Annotated in this window: 11 protein-coding genes; 5 read left to right on the top strand and 6 right to left on the bottom strand. The window is 71.8% G+C overall.

All coding sequences use genetic code 11. The features are described from left to right. The first annotated feature begins 37 nt into the window (after positions 1–37). Positions 38–1672 (top strand): tetratricopeptide repeat protein, encoded by a 1635-nt coding sequence (locus AB0C25_RS32080; protein ID WP_357378235.1) that lies wholly within the window; start codon positions 38–40, stop codon positions 1670–1672. 249 nt (positions 1673–1921) lie between these two features. Here AB0C25_RS32080 and AB0C25_RS32085 read toward each other — a convergent pair whose 3' ends face one another. Next, positions 1922–3310 carry an ATP-binding protein gene (locus AB0C25_RS32085; RefSeq protein ID WP_357378379.1) on the bottom strand — a complete coding sequence of 463 codons (1389 nt, stop codon included), beginning with the start codon at positions 3308–3310 and terminating at the stop codon, positions 1922–1924. A 74-nt stretch (positions 3311–3384) separates the two neighbouring features. Beyond that, positions 3385–4041, bottom strand: coding sequence for a response regulator transcription factor (locus AB0C25_RS32090; RefSeq protein ID WP_357378237.1), 657 nt, complete (start codon positions 4039–4041; stop codon positions 3385–3387). Between the two features lie 98 nt (positions 4042–4139). Between AB0C25_RS32090 and AB0C25_RS32095 the strand changes: the two genes are divergently transcribed. Further along, positions 4140–5267, top strand: coding sequence for a sigma-E factor regulatory protein RseB domain-containing protein (locus AB0C25_RS32095; protein ID WP_357378239.1), 1128 nt, complete (start codon positions 4140–4142; stop codon positions 5265–5267). Positions 5268–5372: 105 nt separating this feature from the next. On the opposite strand, the gene AB0C25_RS32100 is transcribed toward AB0C25_RS32095, so the two are convergent. Next, positions 5373–5999: an SGNH/GDSL hydrolase family protein gene (locus AB0C25_RS32100; protein WP_357378241.1), complete on the bottom strand. Its 627-nt coding sequence runs from the start codon at positions 5997–5999 to the stop codon at positions 5373–5375. 144 nt (positions 6000–6143) lie between these two features. Here AB0C25_RS32100 and AB0C25_RS32105 point away from each other — a divergent pair, with 144 nt between their 5' ends. Continuing rightward, positions 6144–8444, top strand: coding sequence for an ATP-binding domain-containing protein (locus AB0C25_RS32105; RefSeq protein ID WP_357378243.1), 2301 nt, complete (start codon positions 6144–6146; stop codon positions 8442–8444). Positions 8445–8520: 76 nt separating this feature from the next. Here the strand turns inward: AB0C25_RS32105 and AB0C25_RS32110 are convergent, their stop codons facing one another. Further along, positions 8521–8943 (bottom strand): hypothetical protein, encoded by a 423-nt coding sequence (locus AB0C25_RS32110; RefSeq protein WP_357247972.1) that lies wholly within the window; start codon positions 8941–8943, stop codon positions 8521–8523. A 190-nt stretch (positions 8944–9133) separates the two neighbouring features. Here AB0C25_RS32110 and AB0C25_RS32115 point away from each other — a divergent pair, with 190 nt between their 5' ends. Further along, positions 9134–11176: a glycerophosphodiester phosphodiesterase family protein gene (locus tag AB0C25_RS32115; RefSeq protein WP_357378245.1), complete on the top strand. Its 2043-nt coding sequence runs from the start codon at positions 9134–9136 to the stop codon at positions 11174–11176. 178 nt (positions 11177–11354) lie between these two features. Then, positions 11355–11729, top strand: a complete 375-nt coding sequence (locus AB0C25_RS32120; RefSeq protein WP_231392564.1) for a hypothetical protein — start codon at positions 11355–11357, stop codon at positions 11727–11729. A 69-nt stretch (positions 11730–11798) separates the two neighbouring features. Here AB0C25_RS32120 and AB0C25_RS32125 read toward each other — a convergent pair whose 3' ends face one another. Together AB0C25_RS32125 and AB0C25_RS32130 are read right to left on the bottom strand one after the other, a co-directional pair. After that, positions 11799–12749: a sporulation protein gene (locus AB0C25_RS32125; RefSeq protein WP_357378247.1), complete on the bottom strand. Its 951-nt coding sequence runs from the start codon at positions 12747–12749 to the stop codon at positions 11799–11801. A 209-nt stretch (positions 12750–12958) separates the two neighbouring features. Next, positions 12959–13735 carry a DeoR/GlpR family DNA-binding transcription regulator gene (locus AB0C25_RS32130; RefSeq protein WP_357378249.1) on the bottom strand — a complete coding sequence of 259 codons (777 nt, stop codon included), beginning with the start codon at positions 13733–13735 and terminating at the stop codon, positions 12959–12961. Positions 13736–13756: the final 21 nt, after the last annotated feature.

A 13756-nucleotide genomic window follows, 5' to 3' on the forward strand; every position in this document is an offset into this window, starting at 1 on the left:
TCTTGTACTTACCGTCGTCGAATGAGCACGATGGGGCGTGTCTTCCGGCTTCGGCGAACTGACTGACCAGGCGCACCACCTCGTGTCGGCCGGCGATCTGGCCGGCGCGCAGCAACTGCTCGCCGACGCGCTCACCGACGCCGATCCCCGCCCGGCCAATGCCACCGGAGAGTTGGCCGAGGCGGCCAGCCTCCAGGCGAGGGTGTTGGTCGCCCTCGGTGAGCCGCACTCGGCCCGAGGATGGGCCGCCTTCGCGTACGCGGCCACCACCAGGCTGCACGGCCGTTCCGACCCGCGCACGGTGGCCGCCGCGGCGACCCTGGCCGCGGTGTTGCACCGGGTCGGCAGTCACTCCCGGGCCGCGCGGCTCTACCAGGAAGTGATCATCGAGCTGACCGCGCAGGACGGCCCCGAGTCGCTGCGGGTGCTCGCCGCACACGCCGACCTGGCCACCGTCGAGTACGCCCGAGGCCAGTGCACGCTCGCCCGGGACCGCCTCCAGGACGCCTGGGAGCTGCACCGCGAGATCTACGGCGACGGGCACCCCAGCGGCATCAAGATGCTGGCGCGGCTCGGGGCGATGCAGCGCGACTGCGGGCAGTTCACCGAGGCGCACGACAACCTGGCGCTGGCCCGCGAGCTGTGCCGGCAGCACCTGCCCGCCGACGATCCGCTGGCCGCACAGGTGGCGGCCCTGGCTCGGGCGGCGGCCAATCCCGACCACGCCTGCGCCGACAACCCGCCCACCGCCCGGGACACGCCTGTGGTGCCGGCCGCCCGCGTCCCACCGCACGACGACGACCCGATCGAGGCCGACCACCAGCCACCGGCCCCCCACCAGGCCGGGTCGACGGCCGGCGGCACCGTTCCGAATCCGCGAACACCCGCCGACGAGCCGGTCGGGTCGACGGGCACCAGGTGGCCACCCGAGACGGCGGACGAACCCTCGTCCCACCACGCCGACCCACCGGTGCCCCCGTCGGTGATCGGGCTGGCCGGCGGCACCGAGGAGCAGCCCGGGGTGTACCGGCTGCACCGCCCCGCCACGCCATCCGACCCCTACCCGTACACCGCGTCCGACCCGTACCCGGCGGCCGACCCGTACACGCCGCCTGACCCGTACGCGCCGGTTGAGCCCTACACGCCGTCTCGTCTGCTGCCGGTGCCCGTGCACCGGGCACCTCCGGCACAGCGCAACCGGCTGGTGCCCGTGCTGGTGGCCGGCGTGGTCGTGGTGCTGCTCGGCGCAGCCGCCGTGATCGCCGGGGTGGCCGGGGTCGACGGCGACGACGAGCCGACTCCGCCGCCGGCGAGCGGCTCCCCCACCGCCAGCGCGCCCGCCGCCCCCGCGCCCAGCTCGGGCAGTGCCGAGCCCACGCCGGCTGTCACCGGGGCGCCGCCCGGCAGTCCGCCCGGCGCGGTGAGCCTGCGTGACACCCGGGACAGCATCGCGCTGAACTGGACCTACCCGGCCGGCAGCGAGGGTCCGGTGGTCATCGCGGGTGGTCGTACCGGTCAGGACCGCAACGTCTTCGCGACCCTGCCCGCCGGCACCACCAGCTACGTCATCTACGCACTCAACCGCACCAACGACTACTGCTTCACCGTCGCCGTGGTCTGGTCCACCGACACCGTCGCCAACTCCGAGCAGGTCTGCACCCGCCGCCGCTGACCTGACAGATTGACGGACCGTGACCGCTGGCCGGGCGATTCACATGTGACAGCGCGTCACAGAAGGCTGGGCCGACGGCATGCCTCATACAGCCTTTGCTCTGCTTCACTCCACGCACCAGCGTGTGACCAGCACAAATGTCGCCTTGGTCGGTGCCACTGAAGCCGGCGTTGATCACGGGGCGTGACTGTTGCGTCGGTTGAAGCAGAGCAAAGGGTCCGAGGTGGGTGAGCGGGGGCACCAGCGCCATCACGGTGCGTCAACCAAGTGCCCTGGAGACTCCCCCGCCGGCGCAGCCGGCAGCAGCAGACACACCCGGAGCCCGTGCTGCTCCGGGGCGTCGGTGAGGGTGATGCTGCCGCCGGCGCGTCGTACCAACTCCCGGACGATGGCCAGCCCCAGGCCGGCGCCGCCGTCGTCGCGGGCCCGGCCGTCGTCCAGGCGGGTGAACCGATCGAACACCCGCTCCCGGTCGGCCGTCGGGATCCCCGGGCCGTCGTCCGTCACCGTCACCAGGTGGTACGCCCCGGCGCCGGACCCGACCGTCGGCCGCGCCGCCGGCGCCGCCTCGGCGGCGAGCACCACCTCGCCGGACGCGTGCCGTACCGCGTTGTCGACCAGGTTGGCCAGTACGCGCCGCAGCTCGTCGGCGTTGCCGGTCGTCCACAGCGGCCCCGGCGGCGTGGTCACCCGCACCGGCGACGCCGGGTAGCGGGCGGCGACCTCGGTCAACAGCCCGCCCAACTCCACCGCGCCGGTCCCCCGCGCCGGCGGAGCCTCGTCCAGGCGGGCCAGCAGCAGGAGGTCGTCGACCAGCCGGCTCAGCCGGTCGGTGTCGGCCAGCAGGTTGGCGGTCACCGCCGTCCAGTCCGTGCGGTCGGCGAGTCGCTGCGCCACCTCCAGTTCGGTCCGGATGTTTGTCAACGGGCTGCGCAGCTCGTGCGCGGCGTCGGAGACGAACGCCCGTTGACGTGCTCGGCCGGACTCCAGCCGGTCCAGCATGCCGTTGAGGGTGACCGCCAGTCGGTGGATCTCGTCGGCCGACGCGGGCACCGGCAACCGGCCGGTACCGGCCCGCCCGGTGATCTCCTCGGCTCCCCGACGTAACGCCTCGACCGGCCGCAGAGTCGCGCCCACCACCCGCCACGCCACGCCGGCCAGCACGGCCACCAGTAGCGGGAAGGCCACCAGGAGGATGACCCGGACCACGTGGGTGCTCTGCCGCACGTCGGCCATCGAGCGGGCGACCAGCACGGTGAGCGGGTCGTCCGCCGTGCCGGCCGGCACGGTGACCACCAGGACCGGACCGGCGAGCCCGACCCGCTCCGCCGGCACGTCCAACTGCTGCCGACGGTCCCGGTGCAGCCGTTCCGGGCGGACCATCGGGACGAGGCGATCGGCATCGATCGAGGCAGCCCTGATCCGTCCCTGCTCGTCGACGACCTGGACGCGGACCTGCCCACCGGCCACCGGCAGCGGGTCGGGCAACACGTCCTCGGCGGCGAGCAGGGCGACCGCGTCGGCGGTTCGGAAGGCCTCGGTGTCGACCGTGCGCTGGAGCACGAAACCGAGCGCGCCGAGCAGCACCACCCCACCCAGGGCCAGCCCGATGGTGAGACCGACCACGCCGATCGCCATGAGCCGCCCCCGCAGCCCCAGCACCGGCAGCCAGCCGGCCCACGCACGACGGGCCGGCACCGGGCGGCCCGCGGTCACATCGCCAGCCGGTAACCGACGCCCCGGACCGTCTCCAGCCGGTCCCGGCCGAGCTTGCGGCGCAGGTAGCCGACGTACACCTCGACGATGTTCGGCGCGGTCTCCAGGCTCGCGTTCCAGACGTGGTCCAGCAGCTCGATCTTGGAGATCACCTGACCGGGCCGGCGCATCAGGTAGTTCAGCAGCGCGAACTCCCGTGCGGTGAGCGTCACCTCGGCGTCGGCCCGGGTCACCCGTCGGCGGGCCGGGTCCAGTCGCAGGTCACCGACCGCCAGCACCGCCGGGCGTTCCGGCGCGCCCCGGCGCAGCAGCGCCCGCAGCCGGGCCAGCAGCACCACGTACGAGAAGGGTTTGGTCAGGTAGTCGTCCGCGCCGCAGTCGAGGCCGTCGGCCTGGTCGTACTCGCCGTCCTTGGCGGAGAGCATCAACACCGGCAACCAGTGCTGCTCCGCTCGCAGTGTCCGGACCAGTTCGTAGCCGGAGAGGCCGGGCAGCATCACGTCGAGGATCATCGCGTCGTACCCGCCGTGCCGGGCCGCGTCCAGGCCGGCCGGACCGGTGCGCGCCACGTCCACCGCGAAACCCTCGGCCCGCAGCCCCCGTTGCAGGGCGGCCGCCAACCGGGCCTCGTCCTCCACCACCAGCAATCGCACGGGTCAAGGGTGCCACCCCGGGTCCAACCGGTGCCGGCTCGGCGTCCTCAGCACGTTCTCAGGCCCGAGGGGGGAGGATGGCAGCAGGAGGTGCCACCATGTCCGTCCTGAGAAGCCGTCCCGTCCTTCGTTGGCTGGTCCCGGCCACCGCAGCCGTCGCCGTCATCGGCGGTGGAGCGGCGATCGGCACGTTCGCCGCCGAGGCTGAGCCGAGCCTTCCGCCGCGTACCGCCGCCCAACTCCTGGTCGACCTGCAGACCTCCCGACTGGAGGGGGTCTCCGGGACCGTCGTGCAGCGCGCCGACCTCGGCCTGCCGCCACTCGTCGGGCTGATTCCCGGCAACGACCTGACCAGCGTGTTGACCGGCACGCACACCCTGCGGGTCTGGTATTCCGGCCCGGATCGGCAGCGGGTCGCGCTGCTGGACACCCTCGGTGAGCAGGACGTGATCCGCAACGGCCGGGACGTGTGGACCTGGGAGAGCCGGACCAACACCGCCCGCCACCGCACACTGGGCGACGCCGAGACCGGACGGGCGGCGCCCGAGGCGCGCCCGAGCCTGCCGGCCACCCCGCAGCAGGCCGCCGACCTGGCGTTGGCCGCGATCGACCCGAGCACCCAGGTGAGCGTCGGCCGCTCGGCGACCGTCGCCGGCCAGGACGCGTACGAGCTGGTGCTCCAGCCGCGCGACGAGGGCTCCCTGGTGCACCAGCTGCGGATCGCGATCGACGCCAAGCAGCACGTGCCGCTGCGCTTCGAGGTGCTCGCGAAGGGCAGCGACCAGCCGGCGTTCGAGATGGCCTTCACCCAGATCGACTACCGCCGGCCCGAAGCGGACCAGTTCACCTTCAACCCACCGCCCGGCGTGACCGTCACCGAGGAGAAGGCTGAGCGGCCGGCCGCGGGCAGGCCCGGCCACGTCGAGCCGGCCGGTGATCCACAGGTACGCGCGGTGGGCACCGGCTGGACGACAGTGCTGGTCGCCCGCCTCGACGAGGCCGTGGGCGGTAAGCCGGTCGCGGCGAAGCCGGCCGTGCCACCGGCCGGCGCCGCACCCGACATGGACCTGTCGAAGCTGCTGGGCGGGCTCGCGGCGGTCAAGGGCGACTGGGGTAGCGGTCGTCTGCTCACCAGCAAGCTGTTCAGTGTGCTGCTCACCGACGACGGCCGGGTCCTCGCCGGCGCGGTCACTCCCGAGCGGCTCTACCAGGCTGCTCGCGGCTGATCCTCCGGTGTCCGCGCCGGGTCGACCCTCGTGGTTGGCCCGGCGGCATCGTGTCCGACCCCTGCCGCGCGCGGGCGGCAGCCACCGGTGTCGGCGGGCGCCGAGTCAGCCGGCGCCGAGGGCGCTGAGGTAGGCGTCGGCGAGGACCGCGTGGCCGGGCAGGTACGGGTGCACGCGGTCGTCGGCCCAGCGCGTCGACGGGCTGACCGCGAGCACCCGGTCGAACGCCGCCTGGTTGGGCACGTGCACCGCGTCGAACTCGGCCGCCAGCCCCGCCACCACCGCCGCGTACCGGTCGGTGTCGGCGCGTTGCGGGACACCACGGTCGGCCTCGATGAGGAACGGGTCACCGAGGATCAGCCGGCAGCCGGTGGCGGCAACCGCCCGACGCAGCAGGTCGCGCAGTGTGCGCTCGTACTCCTCGATCCCGACGGCCTCCTCCGGCCGGTCGCCGTAGTGCCGCCAGACGTCGTTGACGCCGATCAGCACCGCGAGCCAGTCGGGGCGCTCGGCGATGGCGTCGTCGTCCCAGCGAGCGGCCAGGTCCCGTACGGTGTCGCCGCCCACACCCCGGTTGACCCAGGTCAGCTCCAGCTCCGGGTGCCGGGCGTCGACAAACGCGCGGACGAGGCTCATATAACCGGAGCCGTAGGGCGCGGCGACGTCGCGCCGACCACAATCGGTGATGCTGTCGCCAATGAAGACGACGCGTTGCCCGGCCCGCAGGATCATCCGACGCCACCTCGCGATCACCGGCGCCGACCCGCCGGGCTTGGTGAGAACCGGCGGAACGCGCTATCTTCAACAGTTCGGGGACACAAAAAAGAACGGCTGAAAGCCGTTCCTGCAAAGGATTCTAATCTTTAGGGAGACGGCTTGTCAAGGCACTCCGGCGGTTCCGGCGAATTGCCGCTCGACGACGAGATCGGTCGCGAGCAGGAGTACGTCTCGATGCTCTACGACCGGCTGGACGGGCTGCGTGAGCAGGCCGCCCACCGGCTCACCGCCGAACTGCGCAACACCGGCGGCACCCTCCAGGACCGCTCGCAGCGCGACAGCTCGGTAGCGATGTACGCCGATCAGGTCGAGCAGTTCTCCGCCGTGGAGAACGGGCTCTGCTTCGGCCGTCTCGACGGTGACGACGACTCCCGCCACTACATCGGCCGGATCGGCATCTTCGACACCACAGGTGACTACGATCCGCTGCTGATGGACTGGCGGGCCCCCGCCGCCCGCGCCTTCTACCTCGCCACCGCCGCCAACCCGCAGGGCGTACGCCGACGCCGGCACCTGCGTACCCGGCAGCGCAAGGTGACCGGGCTCAACGACGAGGTCCTCGACATCGACAGCGCCTCTCCCGGCGGCCACGAGGAGCTGACCGGCGAGGCGTCCCTGCTCGCCGCGCTCAACGCGGGCCGGACCGGCCGGATGCGCGACATCGTCGAGACCATCCAGGCCGAACAGGACGAGATCATCCGGGCGGAACTGCCGGGCGTCATGGTGGTGCAGGGCGGCCCCGGCACCGGCAAGACCGCCGTCGCGCTGCACCGCGCGGCGTACCTGCTCTACACCCACCGCCGCGAACTCTCCAGCCGCGGCGTGCTGCTGGTCGGCCCGAACGCGACATTCCTGCGCTACATCTCCCAGGTGTTGCCGACGCTGGCCGAGACGGGCGTGCTGCTACGTACCCAGGGTGATCTTTTTCCCGGGGTGAGCGCCCAACGGACCGAACCGGCCGAGACCGAGGCGCTCAAGGGCCGTGCCGTGTTGGCGGAGGTTTTGGCGTTGGCCGTACGGGACCGGCAGTGGGTGCCGGACGAGCCGCTGGAGATCGAGGTCGAGCGGGAGGCGCTGAGCCTCGACCCGGAAACGGTGCGCACCGCCCGGGACCGGGTCCGGCGCGTCGACCGGCCGCACAACCTGGCCCGCACGCTGTTCGCGACGGAGATCGTGCACGCGCTCGCCGACCAGGTGGCCGAACGGATCGGCGCCGACCCCCTGGGCGGGGACAACCTGCTCGACGAGGCCGACCGGGCCGAGATCCGCCGCGAGCTGCGCGAGGAGTCGGAGGTCCAGGCCGTCCTCGACCGGCTGTGGCCGGTGCTCACCCCGCAACGCCTGCTCGCCGACCTGTACGCCGAGCCGGACCGGATCGCCGCCGCCGCGCCGATGCTCACCGACGACGAGCGGGCGCTGCTGCACCGCGAGCCGGGTGGCTGGACGCCTGCCGACGTACCGCTGCTGGACGAGGCCGCCGAACTGCTCGGCGAGGACGAGCGTGCCGCTGCCGCCCGTCGGGACCGGATCCGGATGATGGAACGGGAGTACGCCGAGGGCGTGCTGGAGATCGCCCGGGGCTCCCGCTCGATCGACGTCGAGGACGAGGCCGAGGGCGGTGAGATCCTCGGCGTGACCGACCTGATCGACGCGGACCGGCTGCTGGAACGGCAGGAGGAGGCCGACCGGCTGACCACCGCTCAGCGGGCCGCCGCCGACCGGACCTGGGCGTTCGGCCACGTGATCGTGGACGAGGCGCAGGAGTTGTCCCCGATGGCGTGGCGGCTGCTGATGCGCCGCTGCCCGAGCCGGTCGATGACGATCGTCGGGGACGTGGCACAGACCGGCGCGCTCAGCGGCACACCCTCGTGGGCGGACGCCCTCGCCCCGTACGTGGCGCAGCGGTGGCGGCTGACCGAGTTGACGGTCAGCTACCGCACCCCGGCCGAGATCATGGCGGTCGCCGCGAACGTCCTGGCGGAGATCGACCCGACGCTGCGTCCGCCGCGCTCGGTGCGGGAGGGCGGCGTACCCCCGTGGGACCGGACGGTGCCCGCCGAGCGGTTGGCGGCGGAACTGGTCGCGGAGGCCACCCGGGAGGCGACCGCGCTGACCGAGGGTCGGCTCGGCGTGCTCGTGCCGGCCGGCCGGGTGGGCGAGCTGGGCTCCGCGGTGACCGCCGCGCTACCGGAGGCCGCCGTCGGCGAGCATCCGGAGTTGGAGAGCCGGGTGGTGGTGCTGACCGTCGCGCAGGCCAAGGGGTTGGAGTTCGACTCGGTGCTGGTCGTCGACCCGGACCGGATGGTGGCCGAGTCCCCCCGCGGCCGCAGCGACCTGTACGTGGCCCTGACCCGGGCCACCCAACGCCTGGGAGTCCTCCGCCCCACCCCCACCCGCTGAGTCGATCATGAGGTTGACGTGGACGGTGAACTCTCACCGCCACGTCAACCTCATGATCACGCCGCCATGGGGGCGGTCAGTCGGTGGTGGACCGGTCTCGGACCGACTTGGCTGGTTCTGGGGCGGACGTGGACTGGTCGCTGGTGTTGCCGCTCAGCGGCGTGCTCAGGCCGCCGGTGGTGGCGTCGCCGGTCGTCGTCGGGGCGACCTTGCCCCGGTGCCGCTCCGGCTGGCGGGCCACCCGTCGCACGCTCGCCGGACCGGCGGTGCCACCGGTGGTGGTCACCGCGCCCTGCCCGCCGACGGGGCCGCCGTCGCGCAGCACCTGCGGGTCGATCCGTTCCTTCGCCGGATCGAACGGGTCGTCGCGCTGGATCTGACTCTGCACATCGGTACGGGGAAGTGTCACCTCGTCGACGGCACCCTTGCCGTACACGCCTCCGGCGATCCGATCCTCGGCCTGGCGGGCGGCGTCCTGCCGCATGTCGTCCTCACGCACGATCATCACCTCGCAGAAGCTGTGGAACTGACTGCGTGCCCGACCACCGGCCGACCAAACCCGGGGTGACCGGGAGGTCGTCCACGGTGGTTCACCGCCGCGCCGCCCGCTGGCCGCCTGCCCGCCGCCCGAGATGTCCATGCTGTCCGGCGACCGGCGGGAGATGCCCACCGGCAGAGGGGATGACAGCGTGCGCACAGTACGCCGTACCGCCGTCGCGGCCCTGGTGGCCGCGACGGTGACGACCGGGCTCGCGGTGCCCGCCCAGGCGAAGCCGCGACCGGACCGGACATTCGACGTGCAGGCCCACCGGGGCGGCCTCGGGTTGCGGGTGGAGAACACCCTCGCGTCCTTCGGCAACGCCCTCCAACTCGGGGTGACCACCCTCGAACTGGACGTGCAGATCACCGAGGACGCTCAGGCCGTCGTCACCCACGACCGCAAGATCAGTGGCACGAAGTGCGTCGACACCACCCCGGTGACGGCCGGGGACCCGGAGTTCCCGTACGTCGGGAAGTACGTCAACACGCTCACCCTGGCCCAGGTGCGCACGCTCGACTGTGGCTCGAAGACGCTGGCGGACAAGCCCGGTCAGCTCGCCGTCCCGGGCGCCCGGATGCCGATGCTGCGTGAGGTCTTCGCCCTGGTGAACCGTTACCGGGCGAAGGACGTGACGCTCAACGTCGAGACCAAGGTGGAGGCCGGAGCGCCGACCGAGACCGCGCCCCGCGACCAGTTCGTCCGGGTGACCGCGGCGGAGATCCGCGCCGCCGGGCTGCTCAAGCAGGTCACCATCCAGAGTTTCGACTGGGGAGCGCTGATGCGCATGCGCCAGGTCGAGCCGAAGTTGCCGCTTGTCGCCCTGACGAACTACGACTTCCTGCAGACCGGACAGCCGGGCGCGTCGCCGTGGCTGGGCGGACTGGACATCGACGACTTCGGCGGCGACCCGATCAGGGCGATCCGCAGCTTCGGCGCAAGCGCCTTCTCACCGGTGCACGGCATGCCGCAGAACGGCACGGTCACCGACCCCGGCTACCAGCCGTACGTCACCAAGGAGATGGTCGCCGAGGCGCACCGCTACGGGATCAAGGTGATCCCGTGGACCGTCGACGACGTGCCGACCATGGCCAAGCTGATCGACGACGGTGTGGACGGCATGATCACCGACTACCCGGACCGGCTACGGGGTCTGCTGGCGCAGCGCGGTTACCGGCTGCCGAAGGCGTACGTGGCGCCGTTCGACATCCAGGCGCACCGCGGCGGCCGGGCCACCCGGCCGGAGAACACCCTGCCGGCCTTCTCCAACGCGCTGTCCAACCGGTCCATCTCCACGCTGGAGCTGGACACCGGCGTGAGCGCCGACGGCAAGCTCGTGGTGCTGCACGACCGCACGGTCAACGGGTCGCACTGCGTCGACACCAAGCCGGTGCGCCGCGGTGACCCGAAGTTCCCGTACGTGGGCAAGCCGGTGCACGAGCTGACCCTCGCGCAGCTCAAGACCGTCGACTGCGGTACGAAGACGCTGCCCGAGCTGCCCGCGCAGGTGCCCGCGCCGGGTGCCCGGATCCCGACCCTGGACGAGGTCTTCGCCCTGGTGAAGGCCAGTGGCCGCAGCGACATCGGGATGAACATCGAGACGAAGATCAGCCCGGTGGTGAACGACACCGAGCCGTACCGCAGCTTCACCCGCAAGCTGGTCGACGCCATCCAGCGCGCCGGCTTCACCAACCGGGCCACCATCCAGTCGTTCGACTGGCGCACCATCACCTACGCACGGCAGCTCGACCGGCGCATCGGCACGGTCGCTCTGGTCTGGCAGTACGGCCCGGCCGAGTGCGCGACCCTCGCCGACGAGTGCTCGTTGCAGGCGGCGTACGGGAACCCGTCGGTGAAGAGCCCGTGGACCGGTGGGCTGGACTGGTGGAAGTACCAGGACCTCGGCAAGCTGACCCGGGCCGCCGGTGCCGGCACCGTGTCGGCCAACTGGCAGGTGCACGACCCGAAGCAGGGCACGGTCGCCTCGGACGACTGGTACCTGCGGGAGAACCCGGCATACTTCCACGGACCGGACGTACGCACGCTTCAGGCGCGCGACGGACTGAAGGTGATCCCGTACACCGTCGATGACGCGACGGTGATGCAGCGGGTCATCGACCTCGGCGTCGACGGCATGATCACCGACGACCCGGACCTTCTGGTGAGCGTGGCCAGGCGCAACGGCCTGCGCTGACTCAGGCGTCCACCCGATCGCCGGCCGGATTTTCCGGCCGGCGATCGGTGTTACCTGCTCCCGGGCCTCGGGTAGTCGGGGGTTGTCCCCGCCACGAATGCGAACCGTGCCGTGGCCGAAACGCGGTAGCGGGGCGAGGGAATGCAGGTACGACTCATCGCATCCTGAGGAGGACCAGATGAGCACGCAGGCTGCTTCCACCCGGCCGATGAACCGGCCCATGAACGACCCGCAGAATCCCGCGTCGATGCGGGACATGCCGACCCAGCAGATGCCGTCCATGCGGGACGGGCATCGAGACCCGATGCCGTCGCCGGGCACGGAGACCAAGCAGGCGTTCCTGACGACGGAATTCTGGGTCTACGCCGCCGCGGTCGCGCTCGTGGTGATCGCCGCGTTCTGGAAGGGCACCACCGCCAACGGGCTGAACATCAACAACCCGAACCAGGCGTGGCTGTTCCTCACCATCCTGACCGGTGGATACCTGGTCAGCCGTGGTTTGTCGAAGGCCGGCTCCGCACGCCGATCCGGCCGGGAGCGCAACAAGCACTGACGACTCACGCGTGAAGCAGTGGCCTCCGGGAGCATCTCCCGGAGGCCACTGTCGTCGTGTGGTGACCGGCTACTCGTCGCCGCCGAAGTCGCCACCGAAGTCGCCCTCGAACGCGTCCTCGATCATCTCGCCGGCGACCATGCCGCCGGCGACGCCCAGCGCGGCGCCGGCCACCATGCCGCCCATGCCGTGCCCGCGGCTGTGACCGTGACCGCGGCTCGGGCCGTACTGGGACCGCAGGCTGCCGTAGCGGGACGTGGTCTCGCGCAACCAGCCGTCGACGACCTGCGCCCAGTCCACCCGGTCGACGTCGGTGTGCGACACCTGGAAGCGGCCGAACGCGTCGTGCCCGGCGCTGAGGAAGCCGCCGCGCTTGTCGCACTCCAGGATGACCTCGACGCCGCGCTGGCTGGTCACGAAGGTCAGCTCGACCTCATTGATCGTGCTCGCGTACTGCGGCGCGGCAAAGAACTCGATCTCCTGGTAGAACGGCAGCGTCTGCTGCACGCCCCGGATGTGACCGCGCTCCAGGTCGGCGTGCTTGAACCGGAAGCCGAGCCGCTGGAACGCCTCCAGGATCCGCTCGTGCACCGGCAGCGGGTGCACCGCCACCTGGTCCAGGTCGCTCTTGTCGACCGCGCGGGCGATCGCCAACTCGGTACGCAGACCCATCGTCATGCCGTGCAGGCGCTGGCCGTACACGTCGGTGATCGGGGTCTCCCACGGCACGGGGAGCTGGAACGGGATCGAGAGCTGCTGCTTCGGGGCGAGCAGGAACGCGCCGCTGACCGCCATCCGGTGAAACTCGAGGGTGCCGGAGTATTCGGCGTCGTGCCCCTCGACCTCCACCCGGGTCACCAGACCGATCACCACCTGCTCGATGGCCGCCTCAGCGTCGCCGCCGACGAGGTTGACCTGCCCGTCGAGGGTCAGGCCGGGCCGGGTGTTGGGGTTGGTCAGCACAGTGTCCACACTGGGACCGCCCACACCGAACGCGCTCAACATCTTCTTGAAGACCATCGGAACTCCTGTGCGACGCCGACCGCTCCTGGTTGGAGTCGGACGTTGACTCGAACGGCACCCTATCCAGCACCCCTGTGAGGTGGCTGTGAAGCGCCCGCCGCTTGATCGACTCGGTTTCCTGAAAGTCGGGGCATCACCACGACCGGGACACCCCGGTTTTCAGGAAGCCGAGTCGATCAAGGTTGAGCACGCGCGGCGTCGGGCCGTCAGGCGGGCTCGACGATCACCAGCTCGCCCACCTGCTCGCCGATCGTGGTGCGCGCCTCGGGTGGCAGCCCGACGTCGGTGATCAGCACGTCGGCGGCCTCCAGCGGCGCGATCGTGGCGATGCCGATGGTCTCCCACTTGGTGTGGTCGGCGAGCACCACGAGCCGGCGGGCGGCACCGATCAGGCACCTGTTGACCCCGGCCTCCAGCAGGTTGGGCGTGGTGAATCCGGTGCGCGGGCTGAGTCCGTGCACGCCGAGGAAGAGCAGGTCGACGTTGAGCGCGCTGATCGCCGCCTCGGCCACCGGACCGGTCAACGCGTCCGACGGGGTGCGGATGCCGCCGGTCAACACGACCGTCTGGTCGGCGCGCGGGTCCTGGTAGAGCGCGTCGGCCACCGGGATCGAGTTGGTGACCACGGTCAGCCCTCGCACGTCGGAGAGCAGGGTGGCCAGCGCGGCGGTGGTGGTGCCGGCGGAGAGCGCGATCGCCATCCCCGGCTCCACCATCGTCGCCGCCCGCTCGGCGATGGCGCGCTTCTCCGCCTGCTGGCGGATCGACTTAGCGGCGAAGCCGGGCTCCTCGGCCGAACCCGGCCCGGCGAGTGTCGCGCCGCCGTGCACCTTGTCCACCAGGCCGCGCTCGGCCAGCGCCTCCAGGTCGCGGCGGATCGTCATGTCGGACACGCCGAACCGGCTGACCAGGTGGCTCACCCGTACGCCGCCACGTTGGCGGATCAGATCGAGGATGGCGGTCTGCCGCTGCTGGGCGAGCATGGGGAAGGCTCCTTCGCGCCG

The organism is Micromonospora sp. NPDC048839 (assembly GCF_040649915.1).
Classification (GTDB): domain Bacteria; phylum Actinomycetota; class Actinomycetes; order Mycobacteriales; family Micromonosporaceae; genus Micromonospora.

What these genes read in the sequence shown, in the direction of transcription:
- AB0C25_RS32085 (WP_357378379.1), bottom strand. Translation starts at nt 3,310, where the DNA reads ATGGCGATCGGCGTGGTCGGTCTCACCATCGGGCTGGCCCTGGGTGGG.
- AB0C25_RS32120 (WP_231392564.1), top strand. Translation starts at nt 11,355, where the DNA reads ATGAGCACGCAGGCTGCTTCCACCCGGCCGATGAACCGGCCCATGAAC.
- AB0C25_RS32130 (WP_357378249.1), bottom strand. Translation starts at nt 13,735, where the DNA reads ATGCTCGCCCAGCAGCGGCAGACCGCCATCCTCGATCTGATCCGCCAA.
- AB0C25_RS32095 (WP_357378239.1), top strand. Translation starts at nt 4,140, where the DNA reads ATGTCCGTCCTGAGAAGCCGTCCCGTCCTTCGTTGGCTGGTCCCGGCC.
- AB0C25_RS32100 (WP_357378241.1), bottom strand. Translation starts at nt 5,999, where the DNA reads ATGATCCTGCGGGCCGGGCAACGCGTCGTCTTCATTGGCGACAGCATC.
- AB0C25_RS32125 (WP_357378247.1), bottom strand. Translation starts at nt 12,749, where the DNA reads ATGGTCTTCAAGAAGATGTTGAGCGCGTTCGGTGTGGGCGGTCCCAGT.